Source organism: Streptomyces sp. NPDC001157 (genome assembly GCF_053598255.1).
In genome coordinates, this window is the sequence record NZ_JBSFJW010000008.1 from 143002 (window position 1) to 158959 (window position 15958).

General features: G+C 71.6%; 12 protein-coding genes. 6 read left to right on the plus strand and 6 right to left on the minus strand.

Annotated elements, in window-relative coordinates:
* Position 1: 1 nt before the first annotated feature.
* Together ACWDAG_RS17390 and ACWDAG_RS17395 are read right to left on the minus strand one after the other, a co-directional pair.
* Complete coding sequence (locus tag ACWDAG_RS17390; protein WP_450696438.1) at positions 2–2233, minus strand: nSTAND3 domain-containing NTPase; 2232 nt, start codon at positions 2231–2233, stop codon at positions 2–4.
* Between the two features lie 20 nt (positions 2234–2253).
* Positions 2254–3048, minus strand: a complete 795-nt coding sequence (locus ACWDAG_RS17395) for a hypothetical protein (protein ID WP_450696439.1) — start codon at positions 3046–3048, stop codon at positions 2254–2256.
* 285 nt (positions 3049–3333) lie between these two features.
* Between ACWDAG_RS17395 and ACWDAG_RS17400 the strand changes: the two genes are divergently transcribed.
* Positions 3334–3858, plus strand: coding sequence for a Pycsar system effector family protein (locus ACWDAG_RS17400; protein WP_351477794.1), 525 nt, complete (start codon positions 3334–3336; stop codon positions 3856–3858).
* Between the two features lie 156 nt (positions 3859–4014).
* On the opposite strand, the gene ACWDAG_RS17405 is transcribed toward ACWDAG_RS17400, so the two are convergent.
* Both ACWDAG_RS17405 and ACWDAG_RS17410 read right to left on the minus strand, forming a co-directional pair.
* A complete protein-coding gene (locus ACWDAG_RS17405; RefSeq protein ID WP_450696440.1) occupies positions 4015–4722 on the minus strand; it encodes a Crp/Fnr family transcriptional regulator in 708 nt (235 codons plus the stop codon).
* Positions 4723–4782: 60 nt separating this feature from the next.
* Positions 4783–5991, minus strand: a complete 1209-nt coding sequence (locus tag ACWDAG_RS17410) for an MFS transporter (protein ID WP_450696441.1) — start codon at positions 5989–5991, stop codon at positions 4783–4785.
* 77 nt (positions 5992–6068) lie between these two features.
* Here ACWDAG_RS17410 and ACWDAG_RS17415 point away from each other — a divergent pair, with 77 nt between their 5' ends.
* From ACWDAG_RS17415 to ACWDAG_RS17425, 3 genes are all read left to right on the plus strand, one after another.
* Positions 6069–7064 (plus strand): ArsR/SmtB family transcription factor, encoded by a 996-nt coding sequence (locus ACWDAG_RS17415; protein WP_450696442.1) that lies wholly within the window; start codon positions 6069–6071, stop codon positions 7062–7064.
* Between the two features lie 9 nt (positions 7065–7073).
* The gene (locus ACWDAG_RS17420) at positions 7074–7583 is read left to right on the plus strand and encodes a glutathione peroxidase (protein ID WP_450696443.1); all 510 of its coding nucleotides are present in this window, start codon (positions 7074–7076) and stop codon (positions 7581–7583) included.
* Positions 7584–7651: 68 nt separating this feature from the next.
* Positions 7652–8518 (plus strand): MerR family transcriptional regulator, encoded by an 867-nt coding sequence (locus tag ACWDAG_RS17425; RefSeq protein ID WP_450696444.1) that lies wholly within the window; start codon positions 7652–7654, stop codon positions 8516–8518.
* A gap of 146 nt (positions 8519–8664) precedes the next feature.
* On the opposite strand, the gene ACWDAG_RS17430 is transcribed toward ACWDAG_RS17425, so the two are convergent.
* Together ACWDAG_RS17430 and ACWDAG_RS17435 are read right to left on the minus strand one after the other, a co-directional pair.
* A complete protein-coding gene (locus ACWDAG_RS17430) occupies positions 8665–10560 on the minus strand; it encodes an MFS transporter (protein WP_450696445.1) in 1896 nt (631 codons plus the stop codon).
* Between the two features lie 202 nt (positions 10561–10762).
* Complete coding sequence (locus tag ACWDAG_RS17435; protein ID WP_450696446.1) at positions 10763–13213, minus strand: D-alanyl-D-alanine carboxypeptidase; 2451 nt, start codon at positions 13211–13213, stop codon at positions 10763–10765.
* A gap of 695 nt (positions 13214–13908) precedes the next feature.
* Here ACWDAG_RS17435 and ACWDAG_RS17440 point away from each other — a divergent pair.
* A complete protein-coding gene (locus ACWDAG_RS17440) occupies positions 13909–14667 on the plus strand; it encodes a GOLPH3/VPS74 family protein (protein WP_450696447.1) in 759 nt (252 codons plus the stop codon).
* A gap of 378 nt (positions 14668–15045) precedes the next feature.
* A complete protein-coding gene (locus ACWDAG_RS17445; protein ID WP_450696448.1) occupies positions 15046–15903 on the plus strand; it encodes a helix-turn-helix domain-containing protein in 858 nt (285 codons plus the stop codon).
* The last annotated feature ends 55 nt before the right edge of the window (positions 15904–15958 follow it).

A 15958-nucleotide genomic window follows, 5' to 3' on the forward strand; every position in this document is an offset into this window, starting at 1 on the left:
GTCAGTCCTCCGTGCTCAGTACAGCGTCGAGAAAGATGTCGATCAGAGGGGCCGCAGCCTCGTCGAAACGCCCCACGACCTGCCGCAGGGACGGCCCCAGCAGCGGGCGTTCGTCCGGCGGCAGTACCGCCCCCAGGGAGCGGCCCAGCCGCTCGGCCGTCTGCTCCGGCTCGTCCGTCGCGGCGGACAGGTCGCGCAGGGTGAGGTGGAGGCACAGCAGCACACGGCGCCGGTACGGCCGGTTCGCCAGCAGCCCCGCCCACAGCTCGCCGATCGGGTCGGCCTGCCGGGGGTCGCGGGCCGGCAGCACGGCGCAGACCATCCGGCCCGTGCGCGTGTGCCGCGCCACGACGGTCAGTGCGGCGTCGAGGGTGCGGTCCTTCTGATGTGCGGTGAGCTTTCCGCCCTCGTCCTTCAGCCGGTAGGCGAGCGGCCGCAGCACGGCACCCGCGTCCTGGTCGCACTCCATGAGGACGACGACGAGACCCGCGAGGGCGACCATCGCCTCCCATGCCTGATCGTCGAACCGGCCGAGGGTGCGGTGCAGCAGCGCCTTGACCGCGTCCGTGGGGAAGCACACCCCGAGCGCCCCGCTGAACGCCGCGGTCGCCGTCGAGGAGAGCTCCGGGTCGGGCGAACGGACCCAGCCGCGGGCGACGGACAGCGCGGTCGCGGCAAGGCCCTCGTCCAGACACATGCAGTGCAGCACCAGGGTGGCCGTGGACTGGCCGGCCGGGCCCGCCGCGCCGGCCGCCCAGGGGTGCAGATAGTTCTCCGCGACCTCGTCGAAGGCGGGCCGCGTGAGCAGGGCGAGGCCGGAGGCGACGGACAGCTGGAGCCCCAGGCCGGGCTGGGTGGCCACGAGTTCGGTCAGCCAGTCCCGTACGCCGTCCCAGTACGCCGTCGAGCGCTTGCTCCACAGCTCCTCCAGCACCCACTGCCGGTACTGGGAGTGCGGGAAGACCAGGGCGGACCGGGTGAGCGCGCCGTCCTTGCGCTCCTCGACGGCGACCAGGCTGTTGCGGGACAGCGACAGCCGGCGGTCGGCGTCGCGCCGGGTGGCCTCGGCCGTCTCCTCGTCGTTGGCGAGCTCCGGGAAGGTGGCCGCCACATGCTCCTCCAGACGCTCCTGGCAGGTCTCGAAGTCGCGGTAGCCGAGGCCGGTGACGAAGGCCAGTGCGGTGACCTCGGTCCACTCCCGCGGCGAGCGCGGCTCGTCGAACCAGTCGCGCACGGGCTGGGCCGCGGCGGCGCCGTACTCCTGCCAGACCCCTGCGGGGTCCGCACCGTCCGCGATCCTGGCGGCCGCCGCGGCCACCTCCGCGATCCGGCATCCGGCGGGCATCAGGGACGCGGCCTGCTCGACGGTGTCCTGCCCGCAGCCCGCCCGCACCAGCCGCAGCCGCAGGACGGCCGTGAGGTCCGGGGGCTGCCAGGGCATATGGCGTACGGATCCGGGGGCGTCGCCCTCGCCCTGGTACACGGTGGTGACCACGAGGTGCGCCCCCTGCTCGCGCACGGTGTCGCGCACCCGCCGCCAGTCGAAGTCCGCCGTCCCGCCGGCGGCTTCGTTCATACGGTCGATGAGCACATAGCCGACGCCCTTCTCGAACACCGGGCGCCCGCCCGCCAGGTCCTCCAGGCTGCGGCCGGGCGAGAGCACCACGTACTCCGTGCCCTCCGCGACCTTGGCGACGAGGGCCACCGCCGCGGACCGTTTGCCCGTGCCGGGCGGCCCGACGAGCACGACCACACCGTCCTGCTGGAGGGCGCGTACGGCTTCCTCGAAGCAGTCGGGTTCGACGTACGGCGCCAGGATCGCGTCGGCCTCACCGGCGTCCAGGCGGCCGACGGCGCGGCGCCGGGCATTGGCGGAATCTGCGGTGCCGATGCCGAAGATGGCGCCGGGGGCGTCGAGGGCGCCGTAGAAGTACTGGTTGACGTTGTTCTGTGCCTGGGCCGTCTCGTCGGCCCGTTTCGCCCGGTCGGGCCTGGCGGGTTGTTCGGCTCCGTCGGGCTGTTCCGTTGCCCGGGGTGTGTCGGCGTTGTCGGCCGGCCGGTCGCCGCGGGGCTTCGGGTCGTCCTCGGGGGGCTCCTGCGGGGGAGCCGCCTCGGGTGAGTCACCCGGGTCCCGGGGTGGGTCCTGGGGTGTGTCCTGGGCTTCCGATCCGCTGTCGGCGTCCGGCGGTTCCGGGGTGCCCTGGGGTCTCTTCGTGCTCTCTTCCTCGTCCATTCTCAGCCGTCACTCGGAGGTCACTTGGAGATGCCGAAGACGGCGCCCGGGGCATGGACGGTTCCGCGGAACACCTGAACTACCGTGTCGCCAGGAGCAGTTGGCGCACTCGGGGGGCGCGCGTCGGCCGCTTCACCACCCCCGCTCGCGCCGTCATCCGCCCCACCACCATCGGCGCCGCTCCCGGCCGCCGCGCCGTCGGACGGCGCCTCGGCCGCCCCGCCCAGGTCGAGCGCATGCACGTCGTACCCGGGCACCCGGATCCACGCCCGCCCCGCGTACTCCTTCTCCGCGATCCGCACCTCGCGGAACTCCTGCGCCCGGATCGTCGTGTACGCCTCGCGGATCACGTCGTTGAAGACCGTCGAGGAGACCGCGAGGGCCAGACAGGCGTCCGGGGCGGCCGCCAGGGCCGACTTCAGGACCGCGCTGTCCAGCATGCGGCCGATCTCGACCGGGGCGCGGCCCTCGAAGCCGTTGGCGGCCGGGGACGCCGTGCCGAAGTGCACGGCCGCCCGCAGCCGCAGCCGGGCCTCGGGCAGCCGGCCGTGGTTGAAGGCGCGCAGGCCGGCGTCCAGGTGCCGCATGAAGGTGTCGACGAGGTCGGGTTCGGAGGCGCCCTCGGGCAGCACGGCGAACACCGAGTCGCCGCCCACCTGTGTCTCCCACCGCTCCCGCGCCAGGCCGGCCGCGGCGGCCGACTCGCCCAGGAGCAGCTGGATGGCCTCCTGCAACTGGCGCTGCGTCAGCACGTCGACGCGGCCGTAACCCTTCGCATCGACCGCCAGCAGCAGTCTGCGACCGAACGTTCCCATAGTCGAACTCCCCGCTTCCCGAATGGAACACACCGGCGTCCGCTCCCCCCATCACGCGGACGCCGGTAGGCCAGTGGTACACGCCCGGGCCGCCGTGAACCCCGTCGAAGTACGGGTTGCGGAAAGGAGCAAGAAAATACCGGGATCCGTCCAAGTCGTAGGCGTATTCGGTGAATTGGTGCGGATGGGGTTCTTGGGCCGATCCCGGATAAATGCAGGATTGGGTCGGCGGGACGGGTGTGTGCTGGAAGCGACGCGTCGCCCGTCGACCGCAGGAGGAGCCGTATGCCGCCCAGCGCCGCCCAGCCGGACAGCCGTCCCGCGCAGTACATGTTCACCGCCCTGCAGACCACCCACCAGCACGCCGACACCAAGGCCGGGATCCTGGCCGCCGCGCAGGCCGCGCTGGTCGGCACGGCCGGCGTCTGGAGCGGGCGGGCCCTGCACGCCGCCGACCGCGGTGGTGCGGCCGGTGTGCTCGCCGGCACCCTGCTCGCCCTGTTCCTGTGCGGGCTGTTCGGTGGCGCGGGATTCCTGGCGGCCACCCTGCGCCCCCGCGTGCTGCGGCCGGATGGGACCAACCGCTACAGCTTCGTCCACCTCGCCTCGGGCCCCGACATCCTGTCGGCCGCCGGGGAGCCGGATGCCGCCGACGTCGCCCTGGAACGCCGCGAGTTGTCGCAGACGGTCCGGTTCCTGGCCCAGGTGGCCGTCCGCAAGTACCGCTGCCTGACCGCCGCCGTGGTGTGCACGGCAGTGATGGGCGTCAGTGCAGGACTGCTGGTGGTGCTGCGGCCGGTGCTGACCTGAGCCCGGCAGCCGCATCCCACCGATGCCGCACACGGTCCGACCCCTCACCGGACCGACACCCGCACACCCCACTGCCCGACCACCGCCAGGATGCGCACAGCCGTGATGGGCGTCAGCGCCGAGCTGCTGGTGGTTCTGCGGCCTGTGCTGACGGACTCACGCCTCGGGGCCCTCGGGCGCCAGGTCCGCCAGTTGTCGGAGACGGGGCAGGTCACGGATCACCGTGGAGCCGTATCCGGTCTCCAGCAGGCTCTCCTGGCGCAACTCGCGCAGGCCCTTGTGGATCGTCGTCTCGGCGGCCCCGGTGAGCGCGGCGAGCTCCGGCTGAGTCAGTCGGCAGCCGAGGACGACGCCCCCCTCGACCGGGTGGCCGTAGGACATGGCGAGCTCCACCAGCAGCCGGGCGAGCCGCACCTTGGCCGGATATCCGCGGAAGTCCAGTCGCCTGCGGTTGGCCCAGCGCAGCCGCTGGGCGATGATCCCCGTCAGGATCAGGTGCACGTCCGGTCGCCGCGCCAACAGCGAGTGCACCTCGGCGGGTTTCCATATCCGTGCGGTCACCAGGCCGCACGCCGTCACCGTGGCGGAGCGCGGCGCCCCGTCCAGCGCCGCCATCTCTCCGACGGTGTCGCCGCCCACGCGGACCGCGAGCAGCGACTCCTCACCGTTCTCCACCCGGGCGGTCACCTTGGCGAAGCCGGAGAGCAGCAACAGCACATGCCGGTCGGGCCCGCCCTCCCGCAACAGCACGTCACCCGCTTCGAACCGGGTCTCCACCCCCAGCGCCAGCAACTCCTGCCGGGCCTGCGGGGACACCGCCCCCAGCAGACCGCGCGCGGGCCACTTCACGGAGTCGTACGACATGGGCGCTCTCCCCGGACGTCTCGACGAACGCACCCCTGAATGCTGCCCGTTGCCGAGGCCTCAGGGACCGGAAACGGCCGTACGCCGTGCTGCCCGGGCACCGGCCGGCGACCCGGTGCGGCGCCCCGCCCATGCCAGCGTCGACGTCACGACGGCCGACGCGGCCGCCATGGCCGTCATCGCGGCGGCGGGCGAGGTGAGCTGGGCCACCGAACCCGCCAGGGCCGCGGCCACGCCCTGCATGGTGAGCATTCCGGCCGAGTGCAACCCCAGGGCGTGGCCGCTCAGTTCGTCCGGGGTGAGGGCCATCAGGCGTTCCTGCTGGACGAGGCTGGCGCCGAAGCCGACGGAGGCGATGACGGCGAGGGCGGCCGACCACGGCAGCGCGGGGCGCAGGGCGAAGAGCAGGTACGGCATGGCCAGCAGGAGCAGCAGCGGGGTGGCCAGCCGGGGACGCAGCGCGGCCGGTACGAGGCGGCCGACGGTCACGTCCCCGACGAACATGCCCAGCGCCCCGCAGGCGAACAGCGCGCCGGCCGCGTGGGGATCGTAGGAGACGTAGAGGGATTCGCAGCCGACGGCCAGGCCGTTGGGGAGCCAGAGGCCGAGGTAGGTGAGGCGGCGGGGGCGCGAGGACCACAGGAGGGCGTTCGTGCGCCAGGTCGCCGCGGCGGACGGCCGGCCGGAGGAGCGCGGCGGGCGGGCGGTCAGGCCCAGCCGGGTGCCGAGGGTCGCGGTGGCGTAGAGCGCCGCCGAGACGAGCAGGCAGGCGTGCGGGGACAGGACGGTCAGCAGGGCGCCGCCGGTGGCGAACCCGGTGATCTGCATCAGCCCGGAGAGCATGTTGAACACCGAACGCCCCAGCAGATAGCCGTCCTTGGAGAGGATCTCGTTCAGCAGCCCCCAGCGCACTCCCCCGCCCAGCGAGGCGATCAGGCCCTGGACGAGGACGACACCGAAGACGGCCGCGACCGGCAGCCCGGGCAGGGCGAGGACGGCCGTACCGGCCGCGAAGGCGAGACCGATGCCGGCCAGCGTCGACCTCGGCGGCAGCCGGTCGGCGCCCGAAAGGAGGAAGGTGGCGCCGAGCACCTGCGCCAGTTGCGGTCCGAACATGCTCACCGCCGACAGCAGCGGGGAGTCGGTCATCCGGTAGACCAGCGTGCCGAGCGCCAGGGCGCCGATCGTCTGGGCCGCGGTGTGGGCGGCGGAGGCGAGGAAGAACGGGGTGAACTCCGGGGTGCGGAAGAGGTCTCGGTAGCTGCGCATGCACGGAGTCTCGGGACGGCCGGACCGCGCGCGTTATTGTTTCGCGCTGATGCGAAAGGTCGTGGGAGGCAGGCTCCATGGGCTGGTGGCAGATCAACGCCGACACCCTCGCGGGCAGCCGCTTCGTGCTGTCGCCGATGGCCGAAACCCTCGCCTCCCTGATGCTGCTGCACGCGGGCGAGGCCGCGCACCCGGGCGAGCGGGCCTGGCTGGACCGGCATCTGCCCGGCTACCGGGAGCGGCTGGCCGCCGATCCCGTCACCGCGCTGCTCCTGCGCGCCGGGCTCGGGCGGGTGTGGACCGCCGACTTCCTCGCCCCCACCCCGGGCGACGGGGAGAGCTTCGAGGAGGGGGTCGCACGGGTGCGGGCCACCGCCGCCGAACGGGCCCGCGCCGACCTCGTCGTCTCCCTGGCCGGCGGCCCGCTGCCCGCCGCTCTGGACCGCGACGACCTGCCCGAGCGTGCCGCCGACCTCTTCTGCCACGTCTGGACCGAGACCGTACGCCCGGACTGGGACCGGCGCCGGCGCATCCTGGAGGCCGATGTCGTCGCCCGTACCGCGCAGGTCAGCCAGGGCGGCTGGGCGACCGTGCTGGACGCGCTGCGCCCCGGGCGGACACGCTGGCTCGGCGAGAACCGGCTGCAGGTGAACCTGCACGAGTACCCGCCGCGTGAGATCTCCGGCGCCGAACTCGTCTTCGTCCCGGTGACCCCGCAGCGGCAGGGCGGCTGGGTGTCCTGGGAGGACACCCGGCAGCGGTACGCCGTCGTCTATCCGTGCACCGGCGCCCTGGCCGGCGACCGCCCGTCCGCCGTCCCAGCGAGCCTGGCCGCGCTCCTCGGCACCGCCCGCGCCGAAGTCCTCGTCCTGCTCGCCTCGCCCATGAGCACGAGCCAGCTCACGGCGGTGACCGGCCAGGGCCTCGGCTCGGTCGGCCGGCATCTGAAGGTGCTGCTGGATGCCGGACTGGTGCAGCGGCGGCGCGCGGGCCGCTCGGTGCTGTACTCACGGACGGCGGCCGGTGAGGTTCTGGTGGAGGCCCAGAACCGGGACGACACGTACCGGAGTTAGCATCCGCTTATGACGACTGCAGACAGCAACGGCGCGACCCCCCTCGACGTGGAGATCGGCGCCCTCAAGGGTGGCTCCGCCGACCTCTCCCAGTACGCGGGCAAGGCCGTCCTCATCGTGAACGTGGCCTCCAAGTGCGGGCTGACCCCGCAGTACACCGGGCTCGAGCGCCTCCACGAGCGCTACGCCGCGCAGGGCTTCACCGTCCTCGGCGTGCCCTGCAACCAGTTCCTCGGGCAGGAGCCGGGCAGCGCCGAGGAGATCGCCGAGTTCTGCTCGGCGACGTACGGCGTGACCTTCCCGCTGACCGAGAAGGTCGAGGTGAACGGCGAGAACCGGCACCCCCTCTACGACCGTCTGACCGGCTTCTCCGACGCCGAGGGCCACAGCGGTGACATCCGCTGGAACTTCGAGAAGTTCCTGATCGGCCGTGACGGCAAGGTCGTCGCGCGCTTCTCCCCGCAGACCGAGCCGGAGGCGGCTGAGGTCGTGGCGGCGGTGGAGAGCGCCCTCGCGTAGGCAGCTGTTGACCTTGCCCCTGGGGCAAGGGCGAGCGTTCCCGTCACCGGGCGGAAAGAACCCGTCCGGTGACGGAGGATGCTCAGGTGGACGACGAACTGCTCACCATCGGTGCGTTCGGGGCACGGGCGCGCCTGTCGGCCAAGGCACTACGGCTCTACGACCGCCTCGGCCTGCTCGCACCCGCGTACGTCGACGAGCTCAGCGGCTACCGCTACTACCGCGCCGACCAGGTGGAACGGGCCCGGCTGGTGGCCCTGCTGCGGCAGCTCGACATGCCGCTCGCCCGGATCGCCGAGGTGGTGGAGGCGGACGGCGCCGAGGCCGCCGACCGGCTCGCCGCCTACTGGGCGGACGTCGAGACGCGCATCGCCGGGCAGCGGACGCTCGCCGAGTACCTCCGTGGACGACTGTCGGGGAGGAGCTCCGAGATGTACGGGAAGTTCGTGGTCGAGACGGTGGATGTGCCCGAGCAGGTGGTGATCACCCAGTCCCGGCACACGCTGCAGGACGAGTTGCCCGCGTGGATCGGGGCGTCGCTGGATCGCCTCGAGGAGGCGGCGGGCGCCAGCGGAGGTGTCGCCGGGGCGCCCTTCGTCGTCTACCACTCCGAGGTTTCCATGGAGAGCGACGGGCCCGCGGAGTCCTGTGTGCCGGTCGCGGACGAGGCGGCGGCCCGGGTGTGGGCCGAGCAGCACGGGCGGGCCTGGGAGACCCGGGTGCGCGTCGAGCCGGCGGCTCGGCTGGCGTACACCCGGATCACCAAGGCCCAGGTGGCCGCGCCGCAGATCGGGGCCGCCTTCGAGGCGGTGGAGCAGTGGATGGCGACGCAGGGGCTTCAGCAGGCGGGGCCGTGCCGGGAGATCTACTTCGCGGACTGGGAGGCGGCGGGGCCGGAGGATGCGGTGTGTGACGTGGCGTTTCCGGTGAAGTGAGCGGCTTCGGGGCGGCGTCGGTTTGCTCGCCCCCGCCGCCCCTTCCCGTCCCGTCCCTGGGGGCTGCGCCCCCAGACCCCCGCTTTCGGCCTGAACGGCCTCGTCCTCAAACGCCGGACGGGCTGGGTTCAGCCGCCGGACGGGCTCTATTTCAGCTCGTCCGGACAGGGGGTGCCGCGCGGTAGCTGGTACGGCGCCCCCAGCCGGTACGTCCCTGCCTTCGGTGCGAGCAGCAGCGTCCACTTGTCACCCTTGTCGTCCTCCGGCGTCTGCATCAGACAGCCGTTGACGTTGTCGAACGACTTGGGTGTGCCGTCCGCACGGTGTTTGGAGGCGTACGTCTCCTGCGGGGGCTCGACGCCCTTGCCCTTGGTGTCGACCAGGCCGAGCCACGGGGAGTACGGGACGCGGATCAGGACCCGGCCGGGCTTCTTGACCTCGATGGTCAGCTCGCCCTGGGCCGCACGGTCGACGGTGGCGGGCGGGTCGGCGAGCGGCGTGGGGTCGGTGACGCGGAACAGCTGCCAGGTGGCGTCACCCCAGATCTGCTTCAGATACGGCATGCCCCGCTGCACGAGCTCCCGCTCGCGCTCGCCGCCGTCGCCGTCCAGCTCGCCCTTGGGCAGGACGACGAAGTGGACGGCCCAGCGCTGCAGCCACTCGTGGTAGTTCGCCGAGTTGAGGGTGTCGTCGTAGAAGAGGGGGTTGCGCTCCATGTCGGCCTGACGGTTCCAGCCGCGGGCCAGGTTGACGTAGGGGGCGAGGGCGGAGGCCTCGCGGTGGGAGCGGGCGGGGACGACCTCGACGCGCCCCTTCTCGGCGCCGACGCCCTGGAGTTCGTTCACCAGGGGGGCCAGCTCGCGCGCCCAGGACGCGGCGGGCGAGGTGTGGATGATGTCGTCGACCGACTTGAAGCCGATCCAGACGACGAAGCCGGCGAAGGCGAGCACGGTGACGTACCACTTGCGCGAGCGCGGAACCGTGAACGGGAGCGCCGCGACGAGCGTCACGCCGGCGAACAGCATCGCCAGCCGGGTGATGTTCGAGCCGATCTGCGAGCTGACCAGCCAGACCGCGAGGACCGAGAGGCCGTACACCGCGGACGTCAGCCGGACCGTCGTCCACTCCTTCGGGACGAGCACATAGGCGAGGACCGCGTACAGGAACGGCAGGATCACCGACCAGATCGTCATCGGCTGGGTGCCGGAGAAGGGGAACAGCCAGGCCGACACGGCCACCACCGCGGCCGGGGTGAGCCCCAGCGCCCAGGCGCCGGGACGGCGTTTCTGCAGGAACAGGGCGACGGCGACCAGCCCCACGAACAGTCCGGCGACCGGTGACGACATCGTCGCCAGCGCGGCCAGCGGGGCCGTGCACAGGGCCTTCGCCCACCGCTTGTAGCGCCACTTGTACGGCCAGCAGAAGACGGTGGCTACCGCGCCCAGCGCGAACATCGTGCCCAGACCGAAGGTCACCCGGCCCGAGACCGCGTTGCACAGGAACGCGAAAAGTCCCGCCAGCGACGCCCACAGCGGGTTCTTCACACTCCGGCTGCGGATGAGGATCATCGTCAGCAGGCCGGCCGAGACCGTCCCCGCGATCATCATCGTCGTACGGACACCGAGCACCGACATCAGATACGGCGACACCACGCTGTACGACACCGGGTGCATCCCGCCGTACCAGGCGAGGTTGTACGCCGAGTCCGGGTGCCGACCGACGAACTCGGCCCAGGCGTCCTGCGCCGCCAGATCGCCGCCACTGTTCGCGAAGGTGAAGAACCACACGATGTGGAGTACGCCGGACAGGGCGGTGAGGGAGAGCACCGGGTGGCGCAGCAGCCGCTCGCGCAGGGCGTGGAAGGCGGCCGTCGCGCGTGAGGTGATGTCGCTCTTCGCCCGCTCGCTCGGCTGCGCGCGGTCGGTGTCACTTCCGCGCATGCCGGGCATGCCGTCCGCGCGGGGTGCGGGCACGCGTATTCGCGGGCCGGTTCCCGGGCCCGGATCGGCGTCGTCGGCGCGTGTCGGCTCCGCAGTGGCCACCTGAAGGCACTCCCCGTGGTGTCCCGTCTTCTGTTCCGGGACGCGTCCCGTTGTCCGCTGGTTCGCGGCTGCGTCCCCGGGGATTTCCCGGTCGCGTCCCGTGAGCGGCGGCCTGCCCCGTTTCGTGACGCTAGCACGCACCCCGCCGGAGGGCTCCCCTGGTGGGCCCGCCGACGGGGTGCGAGGGCATCCGCGGCTGCTGTCAGCCGAGGCGCTTGAGCTTGGCCGTGAAGCCGGGTTCCGTGAGGTCCTTCTGCAGCGCCACCGGGACCTTGACCGCGCCGCTCGTGCCGTCACCCACGGTGAGCGTGCCCACCTTGGTGCCGGCCTTCGCGGTGTGCGGTACGTCGTCGGCGTCGAAGGACAGCTTCACCTTCAGGCCCGCCCAGCCGACCGCGGTGACGTCCTGGGTGAGCACGACCGGGGTCTGGCCGCCGAGCTGGTCGTCCACATAGCCCACGACGTCACCCTTCTTCAGGATCTTCGCCGAGGTCAGCTCGTTCTGGGCGGCGAGCAGCGCGGTCTTGCTGACCGCGTTGACGGTTTCGATGATCGGCGCCTTGTGCTGGCCGAGGATCGCGCCGACGATCGTCACCGTCTGCCCGCCGACCGTCTTGCGGGAGGCGAACAGCAGGTTGCCGCCGGCCGTGGTGGTGCTGCCGGTCTTGATGCCGATCGCGCCGATCTTGAACGGCAGCGCGTTCCAGTTGGGCCAGTTGGTGCCGGAGGGGTCCGTCCAACTGGCCGCGCTGGTGATGGCGACCAGGGCGGGCACCTTGACGAACGCGCGGCCGAGCTTCACCTGGTCCTGGGCGGTGGAGACGGTGGACGGCGTCAGCCCCGAGGGGTCGGTGTACGTCGTGTTCGTCATCCCCAGCCCCTTGGCGGCCGCGTTCATCTTCTTCACGAACGCCGCCTCCGAGCCCGCGTCCCAGCGCGCGAGCAGCCGGGCGATGTTGTTCGCGGAGGGGATCATGACGGCCGACAGGGCCTGCTTCTCGGTGAGGTAGTCGCCGGCCTTGACCGTGTTGAGGGTGGACTCGCCGCCGCTCTTGTCGTAACCGCCCTCCTTCTCCGCCGTCGAGTCGACCTTGATCTTCGGGCCTTCCTGGCCCGGCTTCAGCGGGTGGTCGCGCAGGATGATGTACGAGGTCATGGTCTTGGCGACCGAGCCGATGGCGACGGGCGTCTGCTTGCCGAAGCTGCCCATCGTGCCGATGCCGTCGCCGTCCATCCAGCCCTGACCCTTGCTCGGCCAGGGCAGGTTCACCTGGCCGCCGTCGAAGGTGTAGCTGTCCTTGGCGGTCAGCGCCAGGCCGGGGGTGGGCAGCGGGCGCACGGACTGCACGATCGCAAAGATGATCGCGAGGAGCAGGACCAGCGGGGTCCAGATCTTGACCCTGCGGATGACCGTGCGGACCGGGGTCTGCGGCGGTGGCGGGGTGTTGGTCAGCTCGGCCAGCAGGTCCAGCGGCGGCTTCGGGGGCAGCGGCTGCTGGGCTGTGCGTTCGGGGCCGACCTGGGGGACGGGCGCCGTCGCGTCTGCGGGCCTGCGCGGGGTGCGCGGTTCGTCGAGGGGCTTCAGCGCTACGAACTTGCTGGTGCGCTCGGCTTCGGAGGGCTCGGGGGTCTTGGCGTCCTTGAGAGCGCCGCCGAGCTTGAGCATGGTGGTGGGCTGGTCGAGCTGGAGCTTGGTGGGGCGCTTGAAGATGGCGGTGGGCTGGTCGACGGGCCCGCCCCCGGCCTCGGCTTCGCCATCGGCCTTGGTGCTCCCACCCGCACCACCCGTACCACTTTCATCGTCACCTGCGGGTGGCCCCTTCGGGCCTTCCTCACCGTCGGCGACTGCGGGTCCACCATCGGCGACGGGCTCGGCGCCGGATTCGGATGCGCTGCCAGTTTCAGCTTCGGCGCCCCCTTCGGGTCCGCCGCCTGCTTCGGATGCACCGTCCGTCTCGGGTTCGGCGCCCGTCTCGGATGCACCGCCCGTCCCGGGTTCGCCGCCTGCTACGGGTTCGGCATCCGCTTGGGACCTGTCGCCAGTGCCAGGCCCGTTGACCGTTTCGGGCCCGTCGCCACTTTCGGGCCCGTCGCCCGTTTCAGCACCAGCAGCCGTTTGGGCATCAACGTCGTCCGTTTCGACTTCGGCGCCCGTTTCGGAGACGGCGTCCCCATCGGGGGCGGCGCCCTTTCCGGAGCCGGCGTCCGCGACGGAGTCAGCGCCCGCCTCGGGCTCGGGGACAGCGTCCTGCGGTCCCTCTTCCGCTTCCGCCTCTCCGGAGTCGACAGCAACCCCGTCCTCGACATCGCTGTCGGCGTCGGGCCCTGCTTCCGCTTGCGCCTCCGCGACACCGTCCTCGTCGGCCTCAGCGGCCGTCTCCGCGTCCTCGGGCCCCTCGGGGTCCTTGGAGTCCCCGGAGCGGACCCACGCCGCCACAGCAGCCCGAAGCCGGGCGTCACCGGTCTCGTCACCCTTGGTCGCAGCGGCGCCGTCGGCCGAATCCGAGCGGTCGGCCGCCGCGTCCTCGACGTCGGAGTCCTCCGCCTTCGCAGCCCCGGACCTCTCGGCCCCGGTCTCCTCAGACTGCCCGACCGCGGGCTTCTGAGCCTCAGATCCCTCAGCCGTGCCCCCCGCCCCAGGCTTCTCAGCCACAGGCTCCCCAGCCTCAGACCCGCCAGCCACAACCCCTGCCTTCACTGCCCCGGACCCCGCGTCCACAGCCCCCTCGACCTGAGACTGCCCGGCTCCGGGCTCCTCTGCCTCAGACCCCTCAGCCGCGACATCGGCCACTGGGCTCCCAGCCACAGCCTTCCCGGCCCGCGCCGCCGCAGTCCTGGCTTCCTCAGCCTCAGGACGCTCAGCCGCGGCCTCCTCGACCGCGGTCTTCAGGTCCCGTACCGAGAACACCCGGGTCGCCGTGTCCACGCCGCCGCGTGCTTCGGACGTGTCGGAGGAGCCGGACGGTGAACCGCTCTCCCGGGCCACCGAGAGACGGGGATCGGGTGCCGGGCGATCCTGAGGGCCGGATTCGGGAACCGGGCCCGTGTTCCCCGACGTCGGTTCTGCCGACGACTCGCGCTGCTTCGACCTGTCGGGGGACTCGCCCGCCACCGATGCCTCCTCCATGCCGCACCCACTCCGTGCGACCTACCGAACCGTGAACCGCCGCCCGTAACACCGCTCGACCGCGCTGTCCGAACCATGTACCAGTGTCCTGTGTGTGGGCTTAACCCCTGCGGTAGACGAGAACGACATACCTACCGGTTCCCTCACAAACAGGTCACGCACCCTCGACAGACCAATGTGAGAGGGGTCACCCTGTCTTTCATCCACGCGGGGAGGCATGGATGGGCAGGAGCCGCAGAACACTTCCGGAGGAGCTTCTGCTGCTGGCGTTGGACCCGGCCACGGGTACCACTGCACAGCCGCAGTCGCTCGACCTCGGTCTGGCCGGAGCACAGCTAGTGGAGCTGGCGCTGGCCGGACGGATAGCCCCAGACGGGGATCGTATCGCCGTGGTAGCCCCACGGCCGACTGGAGATCCAACTTTGGACTGTGCGTTGGAGTTGCTGCGAAGGCGTGGCGCTCCCGTACGCGCAGTGAACTGGATTGGCGGGCCGCGTCTCGGGCTGCGCCAGACCTACCTCTCGCATCTGGAGCGATGCGGCATGGTGCATGCCGTCGCGGGCCAGATGTGCGGAGTGCTGCCGACGACCCGCTACCAGGCGACGGACACCGAGATCAGCCGGGAGATCAGGGCCCGGCTGGACTCAGCGATCCGCACCGGCGTACCGCCGGACCCGCGGACCGCCGCTCTCGCCGCCCTGGCACACGCGGTCGGCCTCGGCAAGCACCTGTATCCGGGGAACGAGGGGCGGTCCTCTCGGTCCCGGTTGCGGGATCTGATCAGGCACGACCCCATGGGCGGTCTCGTCGCGCACGCCGTGATGGACGTCCAGAACGGCGTGGCGGCCCAGCCGCGCCGCAGCCCGGCCCCGGCCGGCCGCCAGGCCACCGCCGGACCGGCCAGGTCCGCGCCGGAACCCGCTCGTGGCGTTCCGATGCAGCCGCGCCGCGGTTCCATGGCGCGCGTCGTGGTCCACTGAGCCGCAGTTCCACGACGAGCCGCACGAACCGCGACACCAGCACGACCTTGCACCGCAATGCACCGCAGCACCACGCACCGCCGAGCGCCGCACCGAGCCTGCAGAGGCAGTCCCCAAGACCCGGTACGGGAGCCGCTGGTCCGCGCGGGGCGGCGGAGCCGTACGCCATCCGGACCTTCGGATGCCGTAACGGTTCCGCTGCCCCGCGCGGCCGCTTTTCATGACCTCATGAACTGGCGTAATGAACTGGCGTGTATGCAGCGCATATACGCCGTTTCCCAGCGGTACCAAGTCCCTTGGTGGCAGTCTGCTCAACAGCAGATACGCAAAGTGGCAAAGTACAGCTAGCGCAGGCACGCAGCCGGAGGTGCACGTCTCGTGGCGTCCAATGTCAATCCCACCGTCAGGCGACGCCGGCTGGGCCAGGAGCTGCGTCGGCTCCGCGAGCTCAAGGGCATGACGGCCGAAGAAGTCGCCGAGCGGCTGCTGGTCTCGCAGTCGAAGATCAGCCGACTGGAGAACGGCCGGCGCAGCATCAGCCAGCGCGACGTCCGCGACCTGTGCGGGGTGTACGAGGTGGAGGACCACCGGATCGTCGACTCGCTGATGCAGATGGCCAAGGACAGCCGCCAGCAGGGCTGGTGGCACTCCTTCGGCGACATTCCGTACAGCGTCTACATCGGGCTGGAGACGGATGCGGCGAGTCTGCGGGTGTACGACCCTCAGGTCGTTCCGGGGCTGTTGCAGACCCGGCAGTACGCGGAGGCGCTGATCGCGGGTGCGTTGCCGGAGACGGCCGCCACCGACGTCGAGAAACGCGTGCAGGTGCGGCTGCGTCGGCAGGAACGAATCACCGCCCCGGAGAACCCGCTCCGGCTGTGGACGGTGATGGACGAGGCGGCGGTGCGCCGGGTCGTGGGCAATCGTTCCCTCATGCGTGACCAGTTGGAGTACCTCGTCGAGCAGTCCCAACTGCCGCACGTCACCGTGCAGGTGATCCCCTTCGACATGGGGGCCCATCCGGGCCTGAACGGCCAGTACGCGATCCTAGAGTTCCCCGACGCGGCGGACTCCAGCGTGGTCTACATCGAGGGCGTCACCAGCGACCTGTATCTGGAGAAGCCAAACGACGTGCAGAAGTACAGCGTGATGTACGAGCACCTGAGGGCGCAGGCCCTGAATCCGGACCAGTCACGGCAGTTCATCGCGGACGTCGCGAAGGACTACGCCCGCTGAAGCGCCGCACGGTACACCTTCCCAGGGCCTGACTGGAAGACTCACCTGGAATATG